Genomic DNA, 19327 nt, shown 5'->3' on the forward strand with positions numbered 1-19327 from the left:
CGCTTCTGGTTACGCCGGATCGACCGGCACCACGTTTTCGCTCGGGTAGCAGCCCAGCACTTTCATCGACCGGGTGATCTCCGCAAGTTCTTTCAGCGCCTGCTGCATCGCGGCATCGTGGAGGTTCGCCTGAACATCCAGATAGAACATCTCTTCCCACGGGTTGCCGTTAATCGGACGCGACTCCAGCTTCGTCATAATCAGATTGTGATTACGCAGCACCAGTAACGCTTCGACCAGCGCGCCAGCCTGCTGGCCGGTGGCGATTAACAGCGTGGTTTTCGCCGGCACCTGATCGGACACATTGATTGCCTTACGGGCCAGCACCACAAAGCGGGTGATGTTCTGCGTCTGGTTGGCAAGGTTGCGCTCCAGCACCTGCAAACCGTACAGCGCACCGCCCGCTTCGCTGCCGAGTGCGGCGACATACGGGGAGCTGGCGTGCGCGACTTTCTCCATCGCGGCGGCAGTGCTTTCGCAATATTCGATTTTCCAGTTCGGGTAGCGTTTGAGGAACTGGCTGCACTGCTGGAACGGCTGCGGATGGCTGTAAACGGTTTCGATTTTCTCAAGCGTGGTGGAGGTGGAGACCAGCACGCAGTGATCGATAGGCAGCGTCAGCTCGCCGACAATCGACAGGCTGGTGTGTTGCAGCAGATCGTAGACGTCGTTAATCGCGCCGGAGCTGGTGTTCTCGATCGGCACCACGGCGTAATCGGCCTGGCCGGTCTCGACCTGATTGAAAATGTCGTGGAATTTCGCGCAGCCGCTTTCAATGAAGTGATCGAAATGGCGGGCCGCGTACTGGCGGGCGGCCAGGTGCGAATAAGAGCCTTTCGGGCCGAGAAACGCGATACGGGCGGAGTGCGGATTGGTCTGGTTAAGATGCTGCTGGAGCAGCGCCTGCTGGGTAAGAACAGAGTCTTCGATGATCAGCTGAAAAAGCCGGGTGATGTAGTGCGCGTCGAGATGGTGGGTTTTGCCAAGGCTAATCAGCCGCTCCAGTAAATCGCGCTCGCGATCGATATCCCTGACCGGACGATGGGTGGCGAGTTTCGCTTTGCCCACTTCAACGGCCAGCGTTCGGCGTTGCGCCAGCAGGGCGAGTAATTGTTCATCCAGCGCGCTTATCTTATCGCGCAGGGCCAGCAACGGGTTTTCCGCAGTCATAACGCCACCTTGTGTATAACCATAAAAAAGGCCCCCCGGAGTGGGAGGCCTGTTAGTTCGTCTTCGCTTGCTTTCTGTACGACGACACGCCTCCCGTTCAGGGGAAGGTAAAAAAGAAAGCGAAGAAAAACGCGTGTTGCTTCATGAGAGATTCCTTAATAAGCATACCGGTAAAGTACCCGTACCCTTTTTGTTCTGTCAATAAAAAACGCGCCTGAAGGCGCGTGATAAAAGATGACGCTGAAGTTTTTACTCTTCTTCTTCTTCGATTTCGGTGAGGTTAGCGTCTTTAACGGAGCCAGTGGTGCGGCGGGCTTCGCCTTTATGCTGCACCTTGTTCAGTTGCCTTTCCAGCTTGTTAATGAGTTCATTAATAGCCGTGTACATATCTTCATGTTTGGCGCTGGCGACCAGGTGCCCGTTAGGCGTATTGATGGTGGCGTCAGCGACGAACCCCTGGGGTTCTTTAGATAAAATGATATGCGGATTGATCAGATGAGTTTGCCATTTTTCAAGTTTGGCGAGACGGTCGGCGACGTGCTGGCGGATAGCGGGGGTGATTTCCATCTGTTTGCTGGTAATGTTCATTGTCATAAATGTTACCTCTTGTCTTTCCCGTCTTGGTAACTTCAGCATAACCGCCCCAGCGTCAATTTGCGTGATTCAGATCACTTAATTTTGTCACTTTTTGTCAATAAAACGTTTTTGTGAGTCAGGACAGGAAGAGGGCGGATTTCCCTTGTCGGCCTCGTGAAAAGCGGTCATAGTTGATGAGTTAACCTCATCGCCCTTCCTGTTTAAAGCTTCATCAATCCTGCATTTACGAACATTTTTCCGTCACTTCAGGCCTGTACCTTTTTTAAGAGCTCCTCGAAAACGGCGGCTTCGGCAATAATGCGTTATTACCGCCTGCCTGAATGTGCAGGCATTTACATAAAAAGGATTGTTATGAAAGCCACTTCCCGGCTGGCGGCGCTTCGCCGTCTTACGTTCTGTGTAACGCTCGCCTGTAGCGCAGCGCCTGCCGTCGCCGCGTCATTTGACTGCGATAAAGCGGGCACGCCCGTTGAGCGCGCCATCTGCCAGCAACCGCCGCTCGGCGAGCTCGACAGCAAAATTAATGATAGTTACCTGCGCGCGACGGGAAGCATGAGTGCGCAGGATGCCGCGGCGCTACGCACGGAACAGCGCGCGTGGCTTAAAACGCGCAACGCCTGCGCGGGTAGCGCGAACGAGCTTAACGCGTGCCTGACGGCTTCCATGACACCCCGCGCGCAAGCGCTCAAGGATATTGCACAGCGCGCGACGCAGAATTTCGATGCGGCGGTGAGCCTTATCCCGACAGCCCCGGCCACGGCGGCTGATAAGCTGCGCCAGTATCAGACGCCGCTCGCTTCCGCGTGGCTGGTTTATCTCAACCATTTCGTGCCTGCCAGCGGCGTGACGGCGCAGGAGGCAAGCAAGCGTCACCAGATGGCCCTGGACGGTCTGAAGGATGATGATTTCGCTTACTCCATAATGAAAGATATCGACAGCGACCCTAAAGAGAGTAAAGACCGGGCGGTGCTGACGCTGCTGCGTATGCATATCGAAAGGCTCGACTACGGAAACGATGACGATCGTCCGTACGTACACTGCTTTATTTTCCCGGCGCAGGGCCAGGCCGCCTATGAGGCGTTCGGGGCGCTGTATGGCTCTTCACGCGATGGCGCCGCGCCGATTTGCGCGCCGCAGGCCGCGATTTTCAGCTCGCCGGCCTGGAAGGCGCTCAACGATGCGTTCAGCGATGCGCTGAGTAAAGCCAGCGATGGCGCCGGAACCATCCAGTTTTCCAGCTATGCGGACTGGCGGATGTTTGAATTGCACGTGTCCGTTAAGCCTGAGGATTACCTCAAGCCTGCGGAGCCGGGTAAAAAGCCGCGTGAGTCTGAAAACGAGATCCGCGAGTGGAAGGATGACGCCGCCTGGCCGAAAGCGCAGCGTGAAAAAGCGCTGGCGGCGCTTGAGCCCGCGCGCAAGGCGACCGCGGAATGGCTTCAGAAAGATCGTGGCTGGACGGCGGAAAATGCCCGTAACGGCGCCGATAACATTGTGCGCGAGTGGCTGGATGACCGGGTGATTTTTATCGACGGCTCGGGCTGGACCGGAGAGTAACGGCATAAAAAAAGCCAGCCCAGTGGGCTGGCTTTTTACGCTGAAGCGAGGATCAGGCGCCGGTGTTGTTCGCGGCGATAATTTTCGCCACTTTATCCGCCTGCGCATTGAGCTGCAGCTCGCGATAGGCATTTTCCATCAGGCCCAGACCTTCATGGGTCGCCTGGGTATCCGGATAATCACGCAACATACCGTCCACACGATTCACAACCGCCACCCACGCGCCGCGTTTGGTGTAGTATTGCGCAACGGAAAGCTCATATTTCGACAGACGATCTTTCAGATAGACCAGACGTTTGGTGGCGTCGGTTGAATACTGGCTCTGCGGATAGCCGCGGACCAGTTTCGAGAAGTCGCGGAACGCGTCGCGCGCATGCTGCGGATCGCGGTCGCTGCGATCGACGCCGAAGAAGCCCTGCAGCGCGCTATCATCCAGCGCCATGTTGGTCAGGCCGCGCATGTAGATCACGTAGTCGATATTCGGGTGGGTCGGGTTAAGGCGAATGAAGCGGTCAATAGCGGCCTGGGCCAGCGGCAGATCGGCATTTTTATAATAGGCGTAGATCAGATCCAGCTGTACCTGCTGAGAATAAGGGCCAAACGGATAACGGTTATCTAACGCTTCCAGTTGCGTTATTGCCGCTTTCCAGTTACCGTCCTGCAGCTTTTGCTGCGCAGTCGCGTAGATCTCTGAAGGCGGATTATCGGGCACCTCTTCCTTAGAACCGGAGCAGCCCGCCAAAGCCAGGCTCAACGTGGCGGCTGCCACCAGATATTTCATGCGCGTCATGACGTTTTGACTTTCCTCAGATGTTATGCGGGAGTTTCACTGTTCCAGCTCCCGATTAAGACCAGCTACAATAGCACACTATATTAAACGGCAAAGCCGTAAAACCCAACGTTAACGAAGAAGCTGTATATGGCACAACGAGTACAACTCACCGCAACGGTGTCCGAGTCACAACTCGGTCAACGCTTAGATCAGGCTTTGGCCGAATTGTTCCCGGATTATTCACGTTCACGCATAAAAGAATGGATCCTCGACCAGCGCGTGCTGGTAAACGACCAGATGTGCGATACGCCGAAAGAGAAAGTGTTGGGTGGAGAACGTGTCGCCATCAATGCTGAAATAGAAGAAGAAGCGCGCTTCGAGCCGCAGGATATCCCGCTCGATATCGTCTATGAAGATGACGATATCCTGGTTATCAATAAGCCGCGCGATCTGGTGGTTCACCCGGGCGCCGGTAACCCGGACGGCACCGTGCTGAACGCGCTGCTGCACTATTACCCGCCTATCGTCGATGTTCCGCGCGCGGGCATTGTGCATCGTCTGGATAAAGACACGACCGGCCTGATGGTGGTCGCGAAAACCGTCCCGGCGCAGACGCGCCTGGTCGAAGCGCTGCAGCTGCGCGAAATCACCCGCGAATATGAGGCGGTGGCGATCGGTCATATGACGGCGGGCGGTACGGTCAGCGAGCCTATCAGCCGCCACCCGACCAAACGCACGCATATGTCGGTGCACCCGATGGGCAAGCCGGCAGTGACGCATTACCGCATCATGGAGCATTTTCGGATTCACACCCGCCTGCGCCTGCGCCTCGAAACCGGCCGTACGCACCAGATCCGCGTACATATGGCGCATATCACGCATCCGCTGGTGGGCGATCAGCTTTATGGTGGCCGTCCGCGTCCGCCAAAAGGCGCGAGTGAGGCGTTTATTCAGGCGCTGCGTAAGTTTGACCGCCAGGCGCTCCATGCGACGATGCTGCGTCTCTATCATCCTGTCAGCGGCATTCTGATGGAGTGGCATGCGCCAATTCCGCAGGATATGGTCGATCTTATCGACGCGCTGCGTGCCGATTTCGAAGCCCATAAAGACGGCGTGGACTGGTTATGAAACTGATTACTCCGCAGTGGCCGCTGCCTTCGGGCGTCGCGGCCTGTAGCTCTACTCGCCACGGCGGCGTCAGCCTGCCGCCTTATGACGCGTTAAACCTGGGCGCGCACTGCGGGGATAATCCTCAACATGTCGAAGAAAACCGTCGTCGTTTTTATCAGGCGGCGAATTTCCCTTCCGCGCCCGTCTGGCTTGAACAGATCCACGGCAAAGACGTGCTTCATCTCGACGGCGGGCCGTATGCCTCTAAGCGCGCGGATGCCTCTTATACCCGCGAGCGGGGAACGGTTTGTGCGGTGATGACCGCCGACTGCCTGCCGGTGCTGTTTTGCGAGGCGTCCGGCACCGAGGTGGCGGCGGCGCATGCGGGCTGGCGCGGACTGTGCGAAGGCGTGCTTGAAGAAACCGTCGCCTGTTTTCGCGCGCCGCCTGCCACTATTCAGGCCTGGCTTGGTCCGGCGATTGGCCCGCAGGCTTTTGAAGTCGGCCCGGAAGTGCGCGAGGCCTTTATCGCCAAAGATCCCGCCGCCACAGCCGCTTTTCGCTCGCACGGCGAGAAATACTTCGCCGATATCTACCTGCTGGCGCGCCAGCGTCTGGCAAAAATGGGCGTGACCGCCGTTTATGGTGGAGAGCGCTGCACGCTTAGCGAAAGCCACGATTTCTTTTCTTATCGCCGCGACAGAACGACAGGTCGTCTGGCAAGTTTCATTTGGCTGATATAACCTAGTGAATCAAGACGATCCGGTACGGATAACTAACGCTCAACATATTTCAGGCCATTAACCTTGAATAATTGAGGGATGACCTCATTTAATCTCCAGTAGCAATTTTGACCTGTTATGGGAGGAGTTATGCGTCTGGATCGTCTTACCAATAAATTCCAGCTTGCTCTCGCCGATGCCCAGTCTCTCGCACTGGGGCACGACAACCAGTTTATCGAACCCCTTCACCTTATGAGCGCCCTGTTAAACCAGGAAGGCGGTTCCGTTCGCCCATTGCTGACATCCGCTGGCGTGAACGCCGGGAAGTTACGCACCGATATTGAACAGGCGCTGAGCCGCCTGCCGCAGGTGGAAGGCACCGGCGGCGACGTTCAACCGTCTCAGGATCTGGTACGAGCGCTTAATCTCTGCGACAAGCTGGCGCAGAAACGGGGCGACAACTTTATTTCCTCAGAGCTGTTTGTTCTGGCGGCGCTGGAGTCGCGCGGCACGCTTGCGGATTTACTCAAAGCTGCGGGCGCCACGACAGCGAACGTCACACAAGCGATTGAAAATATGCGCGGAGGCGAAAGCGTGAACGATCAAGGTGCCGAAGATCAGCGGCAGGCACTGAAAAAATATACCGTCGATCTGACTGAGCGTGCCGAACAGGGCAAGCTGGATCCGGTTATTGGCCGCGATGAAGAAATCCGTCGTACGATTCAGGTTCTGCAACGTCGTACCAAAAACAACCCGGTACTCATTGGTGAACCTGGCGTAGGTAAAACCGCCATCGTCGAAGGGCTGGCGCAGCGTATTGTTAACGGCGAAGTGCCGGAAGGCCTGAAAGGGCGTCGGGTGCTGGCGCTGGATATGGGCGCGCTGGTGGCCGGCGCGAAATACCGCGGCGAATTCGAAGAACGTCTGAAAGGCGTGCTGAATGATCTCTCGAAACAGGAAGGCAACGTCATCCTGTTTATCGATGAGTTGCATACCATGGTCGGCGCGGGTAAAGCCGATGGCGCGATGGATGCGGGCAATATGCTTAAACCGGCGCTGGCGCGTGGTGAGCTGCACTGCGTGGGCGCCACGACGCTTGACGAATATCGACAGTACATCGAAAAAGACGCCGCGCTGGAGCGTCGTTTCCAGAAAGTGTTTGTGGCCCAGCCGTCGGTGGAAGATACCATCGCGATTCTGCGCGGCCTGAAAGAGCGCTATGAGCTACATCACCATGTGCAGATAACTGACCCGGCGATTGTCGCGGCGGCGACGCTGTCGCACCGTTATATTGCCGACCGTCAGCTGCCGGACAAAGCCATCGACCTTATTGATGAGGCGGCGTCCAGCATTCGTATGCAGATTGACTCGAAACCGGAAGAGCTTGACCGGCTCGACCGCCGTATCATCCAGCTCAAGCTGGAGCAGCAGGCGCTGATGAAAGAGTCTGACGAGGCCAGTAAAAAACGGCTCGATATGCTGAACGATGAGTTGTCGGACAAAGAGCGCCAGTATTCTGAACTGGAAGAAGAGTGGAAAGCGGAAAAAGCGTCACTCTCCGGTACGCAGACCATTAAAGCAGAGCTTGAGCAGGCGAAAATCGCCATCGAACAGGCGCGCCGCGTGGGTGACCTGGCGCGGATGTCCGAACTGCAGTACGGCAAAATCCCTGAGCTTGAGAAACAGCTCGCCGCCGCCACGCAGTCGGAAGGCAAAACGATGCGACTGCTGCGTAATAAAGTAACCGATGCGGAAATCGCCGAGGTGCTGGCGCGCTGGACTGGTATTCCGGTCTCCCGCATGCTGGAAAGCGAGCGCGACAAGCTTCTTCGTATGGAAGAGGATCTGCATCAGCGTGTCATTGGCCAGGATGAGGCGGTCGAAGCGGTTTCGAATGCGATTCGCCGCAGTCGCGCCGGGCTTTCCGACCCGAACCGGCCGATTGGTTCGTTCCTGTTCCTCGGGCCGACCGGCGTTGGTAAAACAGAGCTCTGCAAAGCGCTGGCTAACTTTATGTTCGACAGCGACGACGCGATGGTGCGTATCGACATGTCCGAGTTTATGGAGAAACACTCGGTGTCTCGTCTGGTGGGCGCGCCTCCGGGATATGTCGGTTATGAAGAGGGCGGTTATCTGACTGAAGCGGTTCGACGTCGTCCTTACTCCGTTATCCTGCTGGATGAAGTGGAAAAAGCGCATCCGGACGTTTTCAACATTCTGTTGCAGGTGCTGGACGATGGACGTCTGACGGATGGACAAGGCCGAACGGTCGATTTCCGCAATACCGTAGTGATCATGACGTCCAACCTCGGTTCCGATCTGATTCAGGAGCGTTTTGGTGCGCTGGACTACGCGAGCATGAAAGAGCTGGTGATGGGCGTGGTTGGACAAAGCTTCCGTCCGGAATTCATCAACCGTATTGATGAAGTGGTCGTGTTCCATCCATTAGGACAGCAGCATATTGCTTCTATCGCGCAAATTCAGTTGCAGCGGCTTTATCAGCGCCTCGAAGATCGCGGTTATGCAATGCATATCTCGGATGACGCGTTGCAACTGCTTGGCGAGAACGGCTACGACCCGGTTTACGGCGCGCGTCCGCTGAAACGCGCCATCCAGCAGCAGATTGAAAACCCGCTGGCGCAGCAAATCCTTTCCGGAGAGCTGGTGCCCGGTAAAACTATCGAGCTGATAGTGCGTGACGACCATATCGTCGCTGTGCAGTAACTCGCAAAATATGAAAAACGGGCCCTTCGGGGCTCGTTTTTGTTTATAAACCAGGCGATGATGCTTGTTCTTCAGGCATATTGCCTGGAAATTAAGCGAACGAAAACTTTTTTGAAATTAGGGGTTGTCAGCGCAGAAGAACTCCCTATAATGCGCCTCCACTGACACGGCACAACGGCGAACGAGCCGGCCCGTCAGGCAGACGAAAGCGAAAATAAACGCTTGACTCTGAAAGAGGAAAGCGTAATATACGCCACCTCGCGACAGCAGGCTATAAGCCGCGTCGCACCGCTCTTTAACAATTTATCAGACAATCTGTGTGGGCACTCGGGGCACTGATATCTTAACGTCCTCGGACGATAAATGAATATCAAGTCTCAAGTGAACAACAGTTAATTCATTACGAACTAACAGTTTAATTCTTTGAGCATCAGACTTTTAATTGAAGAGTTTGATCATGGCTCAGATTGAACGCTGGCGGCAGGCCTAACACATGCAAGTCGAACGGTAACAGAGAGCAGCTTGCTGCTCTGCTGACGAGTGGCGGACGGGTGAGTAATGTCTGGGAAACTGCCTGATGGAGGGGGATAACTACTGGAAACGGTAGCTAATACCGCATAACGTCTTCGGACCAAAGTGGGGGACCTTCGGGCCTCATGCCATCAGATGTGCCCAGATGGGATTAGCTAGTAGGTGGGGTAAAGGCTCACCTAGGCGACGATCCCTAGCTGGTCTGAGAGGATGACCAGCCACACTGGAACTGAGACACGGTCCAGACTCCTACGGGAGGCAGCAGTGGGGAATATTGCACAATGGGCGCAAGCCTGATGCAGCCATGCCGCGTGTATGAAGAAGGCCTTCGGGTTGTAAAGTACTTTCAGCGAGGAGGAAGGGATTGTGGTTAATAACCGCAGTCATTGACGTTACTCGCAGAAGAAGCACCGGCTAACTCCGTGCCAGCAGCCGCGGTAATACGGAGGGTGCAAGCGTTAATCGGAATTACTGGGCGTAAAGCGCACGCAGGCGGTTTGTTAAGTCAGATGTGAAATCCCCGGGCTCAACCTGGGAACTGCATTTGAAACTGGCAAGCTTGAGTCTCGTAGAGGGGGTAGAATTCCAGGTGTAGCGGTGAAATGCGTAGAGATCTGGAGGAATACCGGTGGCGAAGGCGGCCCCCTGGACGAAGACTGACGCTCAGGTGCGAAAGCGTGGGGAGCAAACAGGATTAGATACCCTGGTAGTCCACGCCGTAAACGATGTCGACTTGGAGGTTGTGCCCTTGAGGCGTGGCTTCCGGAGCTAACGCGTTAAGTCGACCGCCTGGGGAGTACGGCCGCAAGGTTAAAACTCAAATGAATTGACGGGGGCCCGCACAAGCGGTGGAGCATGTGGTTTAATTCGATGCAACGCGAAGAACCTTACCTGGTCTTGACATCCAGAGAATCCTGCAGAGATGCGGGAGTGCCTTCGGGAACTCTGAGACAGGTGCTGCATGGCTGTCGTCAGCTCGTGTTGTGAAATGTTGGGTTAAGTCCCGCAACGAGCGCAACCCTTATCCTTTGTTGCCAGCACGTAATGGTGGGAACTCAAAGGAGACTGCCGGTGATAAACCGGAGGAAGGTGGGGATGACGTCAAGTCATCATGGCCCTTACGACCAGGGCTACACACGTGCTACAATGGCGCATACAAAGAGAAGCGAACTCGCGAGAGCAAGCGGACCTCATAAAGTGCGTCGTAGTCCGGATTGGAGTCTGCAACTCGACTCCATGAAGTCGGAATCGCTAGTAATCGTGGATCAGAATGCCACGGTGAATACGTTCCCGGGCCTTGTACACACCGCCCGTCACACCATGGGAGTGGGTTGCAAAAGAAGTAGGTAGCTTAACCTTCGGGAGGGCGCTTACCACTTTGTGATTCATGACTGGGGTGAAGTCGTAACAAGGTAACCGTAGGGGAACCTGCGGTTGGATCACCTCCTTACCTGAAAGATACAACCTCGCGTGCTCACACAGATTGTCTGATAGAAAGTAAAGAAGCAGGGTTGTCTGCGAAAGCGAAGTCCCTTTCGTCTAGAGGCCCAGGACACCGCCCTTTCACGGCGGTAACAGGGGTTCGAATCCCCTAAGGGACGCCACCTGCTGGTAATGAGTGAAAGGCGTTACCGATTAATATCTCAAAACTGACTGTAAAGTCATGTTTGAGATATTTGCTCTTTAACAATCCGGAACAAGCTGAAAATTGAAACAGACATGCTGTTGCATTTCTCCGTAATAAGGAATGCGCGGTGTGTCAGAGTCTCTCAAACTCGCAGCACGAAGACTTCTTCGGGTTGTGAGGTTAAGCGAACAAGCGTACACGGTGGATGCCCTGGCAGTCAGAGGCGATGAAGGACGTGCTAATCTGCGAAAAGCGTCGGTAAGGTGATATGAACCGTTATAACCGACGATGTCCGAATGGGGAAACCCGGTGCACTCTGGTGCATCATCGTTTGATGAATACATAGTCAAACGAGGCGAACCGGGGGAACTGAAACATCTAAGTACCCCGAGGAAAAGAAATCAACCGAGATTCCCCCAGTAGCGGCGAGCGAACGGGGAACAGCCCAGAGCCTGAATCAGCTTGTGTGTTAATGGAAGCGTCTGGAAAGTCGCACGATACAGGGTGAAAGTCCCGTACATGAAAGCACACAGGTTGTGAGCTCGATGAGTAGGGCGGGACACGTGATATCCTGTCTGAAGATGGGGGGACCATCCTCCAAGGCTAAATACTCCTGACTGACCGATAGTGAACCAGTACCGTGAGGGAAAGGCGAAAAGAACCCCGGCGAGGGGAGTGAAACAGAACCTGAAACCGTGTACGTACAAGCAGTGGGAGCCTTCGTAAGAGGGTGACTGCGTACCTTTTGTATAATGGGTCAGCGACTTATATTCTGTAGCAAGGTTAACCGTATAGGGGAGCCGAAGGGAAACCGAGTCTTAATTGGGCGTTAAGTTGCAGGGTATAGACCCGAAACCCGGTGATCTAGCCATGGGCAGGTTGAAGGTTGGGTAACACTAACTGGAGGACCGAACCGACTAATGTTGAAAAATTAGCGGATGACCTGTGGCTGGGGGTGAAAGGCCAATCAAACCGGGAGATAGCTGGTTCTCCCCGAAAGCTATTTAGGTAGCGCCTCGTGAATTCATCTCCGGGGGTAGAGCACTGTTTCGGCTAGGGGGCCATCCCGGCTTACCAACCCGATGCAAACTGCGAATACCGGAGAATGTTATCACGGGAGACACACGGCGGGTGCTAACGTCCGTCGTGAAGAGGGAAACAACCCAGACCGCCAGCTAAGGTCCCAAAGTCATGGTTAAGTGGGAAACGATGTGGGAAGGCCCAGACAGCCAGGATGTTGGCTTAGAAGCAGCCATCATTTAAAGAAAGCGTAATAGCTCACTGGTCGAGTCGGCCTGCGCGGAAGATGTAACGGGGCTAAACCATGCACCGAAGCTGCGGCAGCGACACTATGTGTTGTTGGGTAGGGGAGCGTTCTGTAAGCCGTCGAAGGTGTGCTGTGAGGCATGCTGGAGGTATCAGAAGTGCGAATGCTGACATAAGTAACGATAAAGCGGGTGAAAAGCCCGCTCGCCGGAAGACCAAGGGTTCCTGTCCAACGTTAATCGGGGCAGGGTGAGTCGACCCCTAAGGCGAGGCCGAAAGGCGTAGTCGATGGGAAACAGGTTAATATTCCTGTACTTGGTGTTACTGCGAAGGGGGGACGGAGAAGGCTATGTTGGCCGGGCGACGGTTGTCCCGGTTTAAGCGTGTAGGCTGACTTTCCAGGCAAATCCGGAAAGTTAAGGCTGAGGCGTGATGACGAGGCACTACGGTGCTGAAGTGACAAATGCCCTGCTTCCAGGAAAAGCCTCTAAGCATCAGGTAACATTAAATCGTACCCCAAACCGACACAGGTGGTCAGGTAGAGAATACCAAGGCGCTTGAGAGAACTCGGGTGAAGGAACTAGGCAAAATGGTGCCGTAACTTCGGGAGAAGGCACGCTGACATGTAGGTGAAGCCCCTGCGGGTGGAGCTGAAGTCAGTCGAAGATACCAGCTGGCTGCAACTGTTTATTAAAAACACAGCACTGTGCAAACACGAAAGTGGACGTATACGGTGTGACGCCTGCCCGGTGCCGGAAGGTTAATTGATGGGGTTATCGCAAGAGAAGCTCCTGATCGAAGCCCCGGTAAACGGCGGCCGTAACTATAACGGTCCTAAGGTAGCGAAATTCCTTGTCGGGTAAGTTCCGACCTGCACGAATGGCGTAATGATGGCCAGGCTGTCTCCACCCGAGACTCAGTGAAATTGAACTCGCTGTGAAGATGCAGTGTACCCGCGGCAAGACGGAAAGACCCCGTGAACCTTTACTACAGCTTGACACTGAACATTGAGCCTTGATGTGTAGGATAGGTGGGAGGCTTTGAAGCGTGGACGCCAGTCTGCGTGGAGCCAACCTTGAAATACCACCCTTTAATGTTTGATGTTCTAACCTGGCGCCGTGATCCGGCGTGGGGACAGTGTCTGGTGGGTAGTTTGACTGGGGCGGTCTCCTCCCAAAGTGTAACGGAGGAGCACGAAGGTCAGCTAATCCTGGTCGGACATCAGGAGGTTAGTGCAATGGCATAAGCTGGCTTGACTGCGAGAGTGACGGCTCGAGCAGGTGCGAAAGCAGGTCATAGTGATCCGGTGGTTCTGTATGGAAGGGCCATCGCTCAACGGATAAAAGGTACTCCGGGGATAACAGGCTGATACCGCCCAAGAGTTCATATCGACGGCGGTGTTTGGCACCTCGATGTCGGCTCATCACATCCTGGGGCTGAAGTAGGTCCCAAGGGTATGGCTGTTCGCCATTTAAAGTGGTACGCGAGCTGGGTTTAGAACGTCGTGAGACAGTTCGGTCCCTATCTGCCGTGGGCGCTGGAGAATTGAGGGGGGCTGCTCCCAGTACGAGAGGACCGGAGTGGACGCATCACTGGTGTTCGGGTTGTCATGCCAATGGCACTGCCCGGTAGCTAAATGCGGAAGAGATAAGTGCTGAAAGCATCTAAGCACGAAACTTGCCCCGAGATGAGTTCTCCCTGAGACTATAAGTCTCCTGAAGGAACGTTGAAGACGACGACGTTGATAGGCCGGGTGTGTAAGCGCAGCGATGCGTTGAGCTAACCGGTACTAATGAACCGTGAGGCTTAACCTTACAACGCCAAAGAAGTCTGGCGTGTTGAGAGAGAGATTCAGCTTGTGACGGATAATGTTCATGGCGAAAGCGGTGAACAGACAGAATTTGCCTGGCGGCTGTAGCGCGGTGGTCCCACCTGACCCCATGCCGAACTCAGAAGTGAAACGCCGTAGCGCCGATGGTAGTGTGGGGCCTCCCCATGCGAGAGTAGGGAACTGCCAGGCATCAAATAAAGAACCCCTCAGCGCTGCTGAGGGGTTTTTGCTTTTATAGGTAAAAAAGCCTTGTGTCTATGCCTTACTGAAAAACGTTCTCCTGAAGAATGCGTCTCCACCCCAGACATTGCTCTAAAAGACATGCTCCAGAGGAAGGGGACTGAGGTCCGTCATAAACGATAAGACATCAGCTGCGGCACTTCTCATTACCGCTGCGTTTTTGCTTTTCTCGCGGCATAACGCCTGCATGTAGGTAATTGGCTCCCTGCAGCTATGCAGAAAGCGGATAATAATTTCAAACGCACAGCGGGTTCAAAATAGCTTCCCCGTCACATTTCAATTCCCGCTCTCGAATATACGCCTCTTGCCCCCATCAGGAGTCACGGCATATCCTGCTTTATAAAAATAAACCCCGTAAAGTCTGTTACCAGGCTGTCGTCATACTGTCGGGTTGCTGTCAGGTTCGTGTCGTGGCGCTTTTCGCCTGCAAAGCGACATACTGTCTGCCACATTTCTCCTACAGAAGGTCACCGTTATGCAAACCGAAAACCGCATCCGCGCGCTTCGCCTCGCTCGAGCCTGGTCCCAGGAACAACTGGCTGAGCTCTCCGCAGTCAGCGTGCGCACTATTCAGCGTATCGAAAAAGGCGAGCCACCCTCGCTCGAAACCTTAAGCGCGCTGGCCGCTGTTTTTGAAACGCGTGTTGAAGAATTGACGGGGGCGCCGCTTCAGGCTGCAGGCCCGCTGGATGACGCGGTATTAACTGCCCGCAGGCGTCTGGATGCAGAGGGCCACTTTTATCGCAGCTTAACTACCGCGCTTGTGGTTTGTACCGGACTTTACCTGCTCAACCGCTTTACTGCGCCGGAAAGTCACTGGTCATTATGGGTGGTTCTTATCTGGGGTGGGTTATTGGTCGTGAAAGGGGGGCGGTTGTTTTTATTGCGAGGGTGGATCGAGCACTGGCAGCAGCAGCGGCTGCAAAAGTTATTGCGTAAATAACAGAAAAGGGGCTCCTCAGTCTGCCTGAGGAGCCGACACGTTACGATTTTTTGCCCGGCAGGACAGTATTCATCACCTGGTGGGCGGTATCCGCAATGACTTTACCAGCCGATTTATCGCCTTTCGCCATAGAAGACATAAACCCTTTCGCTTGGGCGAAACTGATATGCGGCGGCAGCGGCGCCACTTCCGGATCGGTTTTCACTTCAAGTACCACAGGGCGATCCGCCGCCAGCGCCTCTTGCCAGGCAGCCTGAAGGGCTTCCGGCGAGTCGACGTAAATCCCTTTCAGGCCGATCGATTCCGCAAATTGCGCATAGGGCACGTCCGGCACGTCCTGCGTCGCGGCAAACCGCGGGTTGCCTTCCATGATGCGCTGCTCCCATGTCACCTGATTCAGATCCTGGTTATTGAATACGCAGACGATCAACCGCGGATCGGACCAGCGCTGCCAGTATTTCTGGATAGTAATCAGCTCCGCGAGATTATTCATCTGCATGGCCCCGTCGCCCACCAGAGCCACCACCGGTTTTTCCGGGAAGGCGAATTTCGCGGCAATGGCATAAGGTACGGCGGCGCCCATACAGGCAAGACCGCCCGAGAGCGACGCCCGTTGTCCCTGTTTGACCCTGTAATCCCGCGCAAACCAGTTAGCGCACGAGCCGGAATCAGATGTCACAATCGCGTTATCCGGCAGCAGCGGCGACATCTCCCATACCACGCGCTGCGGGTTAACCGGCGTCGCTTTCGCCATCGCGCGCTCTTCGATTTTTTCCCACCACGCTTTGACGGAAACGGCTATTTTCTCCTGCCAGCTGCGATCTTCTTTACGCTTCAGCAGTGGAAGCAGCGCCTGCAATGTGCTCACGGCATCGCCGTGCAGATTCACTTCTGTCGGGTAACGCAGGCCGAGCATGGAGGCGTCCAGATCTATCTGCACCGCCCGCGCCTGGCCTTCTTTCGGCAGGAATTCCGTCCACGGGAAGCCGGTGCCAATCATTAACAGCGTATCGCAGTCCTGCATCAGATCCCATGACGGCTCGGTGCCAAGCAGGCCGATACAGCCCGTCACAAACGGCGCGTCATCCGGCAGAACATCTTTGCCGAGTAGCGCTTTCGCCACGCCCGCGCCGAGCAGGTTCGCCGCCTGTACCACTTCAACCGCCGCTTCGCGCGCGCCTGCGCCTATCAGGATCGCCACTTTTTTGCCGTCGTTGAGAATATCCGCCGCGCGCTGGAGATCGTACTGATGAGGGATCACGTGCGGGCGTTGATAACCCGGCCCGGAATGTGTAAAGCCGTGCGCGTGCTGCGGCTCCTGCCAGGGTTCATCCTGAAGATCTTTTGGCAGGATCAGCACCGTCACGCCATTATTCGCTTTCGCGATCCGCACGCCCCGATCCACCAGATGACGCAACTGCGCGGGCGTTGCCGCCTCCTGAACAAAACTCGCCACGTCGCTGAATACGCGATCGAGATTCAGCTCCTGCTGATAGGTCGCGCCCCGGGCGGTCGTTTCCGCCTGGCCTGCGATGGCGATAACCGGCATATGGTCCATCTGCGCGTCATACAGGCCGGTTAACAGATGTGTGGCGCCCGGCCCGCCGGTCGAGAGGCAAACCCCAGGCTCACCCGTAAATTTCGCATGGGCGCAAGCCATAAACGCCGCCATCTCTTCATGGCGCACCTGAATAAACTCAATGCCGTCGCCGGCTTTATCGGCGCGCTGCAACGCGCCCAGCACGCCGTTAATGCCGTCGCCGGGGTAGCCGTAAATCCGGGTTACGCCCCACGCTTTCAGTCGTTCTACAAAAAAATCGCTCGTTTTTTTGGTCATTATCGTGCCTCGCGTCAGGTGAGTGTGCGCATAGATCCTGAGCTGCGCTCGAAAAGCTAACCTGTTGAAGGGTAGTCCACTTCATGCCGGTAAGCGAAAAGCGGGAGTTCTCTGAAGCCTGCTATGGTTATACGAACCGTATTAAAGGAGGCATGTTCGTGGCCATTAAACCTTTTGATTACCAGCAGGACTTCGACAGCATCGACTTTCGCGCGCACCCGGAACGGTATCAGGTGGGGCGGGGGGAGCAGGGCGTGTTGCTGGTTGAGCCTTACAAAAGCGAAATCCTCCCGTACTGGCGCTATAAAGATGAAGAGAGCGCCAAAGCCTCGGCAGAAAAAATCTATCAGTTGTTCGAAGAGTACCGTGAAAAAGACGATTTTGTCGGTATGGATATGGCGCGCAAGTTCATTCAGATGGGATACACCCGGGCGCGTCGCTATGCCAATTACAAAGGCGGCAAAAAATATGACGCCGACCGTAACCTCAACCCGCGCGGTAATGACCCCACCAAAGCGGCGGCGGCGACGGTGTTTAAAGGGTGGTGGGATCGCATCCGGGCGGATGCAGACTATCTGCGACGTAAAAAAGCCCATCAGGAAAAGTGGGGCTAACGCTGCGTAAAATTCCCGCTCCCTCACGGAAATTTTGTTAACATATAATTAACATCATATTTTATGGCCTGCGCATTGCCCCGACGTAAAAAGTCGCCGGGTTGAAAAGGAGAGAAAGATGACTGAAGTTACGGCCCGGACAGACAAACCGTCACTGACTTCCAGCGATACCCGTCGGCGCGTCTGGGCTATTGTCGGCGCCTCGTCAGGCAACCTGGTGGAATGGTTCGATTTCTACGTCTACTCTTTTTGCTCCCTCTATTTTGCGCATATCTTTTTCCCCTCCGACAACAGCACAACGCAGCTTTTGCAAACGGCAGGCATTTTCGCCGCGGGCTTTCTGATGCGCCCCATTGGCGGCTGGCTCTTTGGTTACATCGCCGATAAACACGGGCGTAAAACCTCGATGCTCATTTCCGTTTGTATGATGTGTTTCGGCTCGCTGGTGATTGCCTGCCTGCCGGGTTATGCGGTGATCGGCACCTGGGCGCCGCTGCTGCTGTTACTGGCGCGTCTGTTTCAGGGGCTGTCGGTCGGGGGGGAATATGGCACCAGCGCCACTTACATGAGCGAAGTGGCCATCGAAGGGCGCAAAGGCTTTTACGCCTCTTTCCAGTACGTCACGCTTATCGGCGGGCAGTTAATGGCGCTGTTGGTGGTCGTGGTGCTGCAACAGATTTTGTCAGACGACGCTCTGCGCGCCTGGGGCTGGCGCATTCCCTTTGCGCTTGGCGCGGTGCTGGCGGTGGTGGCGCTGTGGCTGCGTCGCTCGCTGGATGAAACCTCGCAGCAGGAGACGCGCGCGCTCAAAGAAGCGGGCTCGCTGAAAGGGCTCTGGCGCAACCGTCGGGCATTCGTCATGGTGCTCGGGTTTACCGCCGCCGGTTCGCTAAGCTTCTATACGTTTACAACCTATATGCAGAAATATCTCGTCAATACGGCGGGAATGCATGCGAACACAGCGAGTATGGTGATGACCGCCGCGCTTTTTGTCTTTATGCTGCTGCAGCCGTTCTTCGGGGCGCTTTCTGACAAAATTGGCCGTCGCAATTCGATGCTCTGCTTCAGCGCGCTCGCCACGCTCTGTACCGTGCCGATCCTCATGGCATTGCAAAATGTCAGTTCGCCGCTCGCGGCATTCGGGCTGGTGATGCTGGCGCTGCTGATTGTCAGCTTCTATACCTCAATAAGCGGCATTGTGAAGGCGGAGATGTTTCCGGCGCAGGTGCGCGCGCTGGGCGTCGGTCTCTCTTACGCGGTCGCCAACGCGCTCTTTGGCGGCTCGGCGGAGTATGTGGCGCTTTCGCTCAAATCGCTGGGCTCAGAAACGGCGTTTTTCTGGTACGTCTCGGCGATGGGCGCCGTCGCGTTTCTGGTCTCGCTAAAACTTCACCGCAAAGGAAAAGGCATGCGGCTTTAATGCCCGGCCATCTGCCAGACTGCGTAGCCGGCGCTGGCGCCCGCCACGTCCCATGCCAGATCTTTCCAGCTCCAGCCGCTCCCTGCCGGGCGGCTGTCCCACAGCTCTTTCGTCGCGCCGAGAGACACCGAAAACATCAGCCCGAAGGCGGCGGAACGATCGGAAGAGTGCCCCTGGCGCTGCGCATATTCGTTGCCGGCAGCAAAGAGCAGCGCCGATCCTAAAAAGTGCTGGGCTTTGTCCTGGCCTGCCCAGCTGTCCTGCGCCATATGGCTACAGCCGGTCAGAGCGACGACGAGAGGAAGCAGCAGGGCGCGCATAGCGTTCTCCATAAAAAAGCCCTGCGTGGCAGGGCTTCGTTAAGCG

The 19327-nt window shown here is 55.6% G+C and carries 13 protein-coding genes, 1 tRNA gene, 3 rRNA genes and 1 other annotated feature; of the genes, 11 read left to right on the forward strand and 6 right to left on the reverse strand.

Going from position 1 to position 19327, the window contains the following annotated elements:
- Positions 1-9: 9 nt before the first annotated feature.
- From pheA to raiA, 3 genes are all read right to left on the reverse strand, one after another.
- Positions 10-1170, reverse strand: coding sequence for a bifunctional chorismate mutase/prephenate dehydratase (gene pheA, locus AB8W27_RS05010; protein ID WP_015742163.1), 1161 nt, complete (start codon positions 1168-1170; stop codon positions 10-12).
- Between the two features lie 21 nt (positions 1171-1191).
- Positions 1192-1316: a sequence feature (Phe leader region), on the reverse strand.
- Positions 1268-1315 carry a pheA operon leader peptide PheL gene (gene pheL, locus AB8W27_RS05015; RefSeq protein WP_192961017.1) on the reverse strand — a complete coding sequence of 16 codons (48 nt, stop codon included), beginning with the start codon at positions 1313-1315 and terminating at the stop codon, positions 1268-1270. (Overlaps the previous feature by 48 nt.)
- 103 nt (positions 1317-1419) lie before the next feature.
- Positions 1420-1764 carry a ribosome-associated translation inhibitor RaiA gene (raiA, locus tag AB8W27_RS05020; RefSeq protein ID WP_015742162.1) on the reverse strand — a complete coding sequence of 115 codons (345 nt, stop codon included), beginning with the start codon at positions 1762-1764 and terminating at the stop codon, positions 1420-1422.
- Positions 1765-2118: 354 nt separating this feature from the next.
- On the opposite strand from raiA, the gene AB8W27_RS05025 reads away from it, so the two are divergent.
- The gene (locus AB8W27_RS05025; RefSeq protein WP_041923841.1) at positions 2119-3324 is read left to right on the forward strand and encodes a lysozyme inhibitor LprI family protein; all 1206 of its coding nucleotides are present in this window, start codon (positions 2119-2121) and stop codon (positions 3322-3324) included.
- 52 nt (positions 3325-3376) lie between these two features.
- Here the strand turns inward: AB8W27_RS05025 and bamD are convergent, their stop codons facing one another.
- On the reverse strand, positions 3377-4114 hold the full coding sequence (gene bamD / locus AB8W27_RS05030; protein WP_007763376.1) for an outer membrane protein assembly factor BamD: 738 nt from the start codon (positions 4112-4114) through the stop codon (positions 3377-3379).
- 129 nt (positions 4115-4243) lie between these two features.
- On the opposite strand from bamD, the gene rluD reads away from it, so the two are divergent.
- The 8 genes from rluD (at position 4244) to AB8W27_RS05070 (ending at position 15090) form a co-directional block, all read left to right on the forward strand.
- On the forward strand, positions 4244-5224 hold the full coding sequence (gene rluD / locus AB8W27_RS05035) for a 23S rRNA pseudouridine(1911/1915/1917) synthase RluD (protein WP_041923840.1): 981 nt from the start codon (positions 4244-4246) through the stop codon (positions 5222-5224).
- The gene (yfiH, locus tag AB8W27_RS05040; protein WP_041923839.1) at positions 5221-5949 is read left to right on the forward strand and encodes a purine nucleoside phosphorylase YfiH; all 729 of its coding nucleotides are present in this window, start codon (positions 5221-5223) and stop codon (positions 5947-5949) included. The genes rluD and yfiH overlap by 4 nt, the downstream gene beginning before the upstream one ends.
- Before the next feature lie 129 nt (positions 5950-6078).
- Positions 6079-8652, forward strand: coding sequence for an ATP-dependent chaperone ClpB (gene clpB, locus AB8W27_RS05045; RefSeq protein WP_015742157.1), 2574 nt, complete (start codon positions 6079-6081; stop codon positions 8650-8652).
- Between the two features lie 439 nt (positions 8653-9091).
- Positions 9092-10633: ribosomal RNA gene (locus AB8W27_RS05050) — 16S ribosomal RNA — on the forward strand.
- Between the two features lie 78 nt (positions 10634-10711).
- Positions 10712-10787, forward strand: a tRNA-Glu gene (locus AB8W27_RS05055).
- A gap of 201 nt (positions 10788-10988) precedes the next feature.
- Positions 10989-13890, forward strand: a 23S ribosomal RNA gene (locus AB8W27_RS05060).
- Between the two features lie 90 nt (positions 13891-13980).
- Positions 13981-14096, forward strand: a 5S ribosomal RNA gene (gene rrf / locus AB8W27_RS05065).
- The 16S, 23S and 5S rRNA genes sit together here with 1 tRNA gene alongside, the layout of an rRNA operon.
- A 526-nt stretch (positions 14097-14622) precedes the next feature.
- The gene (locus AB8W27_RS05070; RefSeq protein ID WP_041923838.1) at positions 14623-15090 is read left to right on the forward strand and encodes a helix-turn-helix domain-containing protein; all 468 of its coding nucleotides are present in this window, start codon (positions 14623-14625) and stop codon (positions 15088-15090) included.
- A gap of 40 nt (positions 15091-15130) precedes the next feature.
- Here the strand turns inward: AB8W27_RS05070 and AB8W27_RS05075 are convergent, their stop codons facing one another.
- Entirely contained in the window at positions 15131-16927 is a 1797-nt protein-coding gene (locus AB8W27_RS05075) for a thiamine pyrophosphate-requiring protein (protein WP_007763352.1), read from the reverse strand.
- A 158-nt stretch (positions 16928-17085) separates the two neighbouring features.
- Here AB8W27_RS05075 and AB8W27_RS05080 point away from each other — a divergent pair, with 158 nt between their 5' ends.
- Together AB8W27_RS05080 and AB8W27_RS05085 are read left to right on the forward strand one after the other, a co-directional pair.
- Positions 17086-17541, forward strand: a complete 456-nt coding sequence (locus AB8W27_RS05080; RefSeq protein ID WP_041924195.1) for a DUF4385 domain-containing protein — start codon at positions 17086-17088, stop codon at positions 17539-17541.
- A 118-nt stretch (positions 17542-17659) separates the two neighbouring features.
- Complete coding sequence (locus AB8W27_RS05085) at positions 17660-18961, forward strand: MFS transporter (protein WP_041923837.1); 1302 nt, start codon at positions 17660-17662, stop codon at positions 18959-18961.
- Here the strand turns inward: AB8W27_RS05085 and AB8W27_RS05090 are convergent.
- Positions 18958-19281, reverse strand: coding sequence for a YfiM family lipoprotein (locus tag AB8W27_RS05090; protein ID WP_015742152.1), 324 nt, complete (start codon positions 19279-19281; stop codon positions 18958-18960). The genes AB8W27_RS05085 and AB8W27_RS05090 overlap by 4 nt on opposite strands.
- Positions 19282-19327: the final 46 nt, after the last annotated feature.

The organism is Cronobacter turicensis (assembly GCF_041222865.1).
In the GTDB taxonomy this organism is placed as follows: Bacteria; Pseudomonadota; Gammaproteobacteria; order Enterobacterales; family Enterobacteriaceae; genus Cronobacter; species Cronobacter turicensis.

What these genes read in the sequence shown, in the direction of transcription:
- pheA (WP_015742163.1), bottom strand. Translation starts at nt 1,170, where the DNA reads ATGACTGCGGAAAACCCGTTGCTGGCCCTGCGCGATAAGATAAGCGCG.
- raiA (WP_015742162.1), bottom strand. Translation starts at nt 1,764, where the DNA reads ATGACAATGAACATTACCAGCAAACAGATGGAAATCACCCCCGCTATC.
- AB8W27_RS05025 (WP_041923841.1), top strand. Translation starts at nt 2,119, where the DNA reads ATGAAAGCCACTTCCCGGCTGGCGGCGCTTCGCCGTCTTACGTTCTGT.
- bamD (WP_007763376.1), bottom strand. Translation starts at nt 4,114, where the DNA reads ATGACGCGCATGAAATATCTGGTGGCAGCCGCCACGTTGAGCCTGGCT.
- rluD (WP_041923840.1), top strand. Translation starts at nt 4,244, where the DNA reads ATGGCACAACGAGTACAACTCACCGCAACGGTGTCCGAGTCACAACTC.
- yfiH (WP_041923839.1), top strand. Translation starts at nt 5,221, where the DNA reads ATGAAACTGATTACTCCGCAGTGGCCGCTGCCTTCGGGCGTCGCGGCC.
- clpB (WP_015742157.1), top strand. Translation starts at nt 6,079, where the DNA reads ATGCGTCTGGATCGTCTTACCAATAAATTCCAGCTTGCTCTCGCCGAT.
- AB8W27_RS05070 (WP_041923838.1), top strand. Translation starts at nt 14,623, where the DNA reads ATGCAAACCGAAAACCGCATCCGCGCGCTTCGCCTCGCTCGAGCCTGG.
- AB8W27_RS05075 (WP_007763352.1), bottom strand. Translation starts at nt 16,927, where the DNA reads ATGACCAAAAAAACGAGCGATTTTTTTGTAGAACGACTGAAAGCGTGG.
- AB8W27_RS05085 (WP_041923837.1), top strand. Translation starts at nt 17,660, where the DNA reads ATGACTGAAGTTACGGCCCGGACAGACAAACCGTCACTGACTTCCAGC.
- AB8W27_RS05090 (WP_015742152.1), bottom strand. Translation starts at nt 19,281, where the DNA reads ATGCGCGCCCTGCTGCTTCCTCTCGTCGTCGCTCTGACCGGCTGTAGC.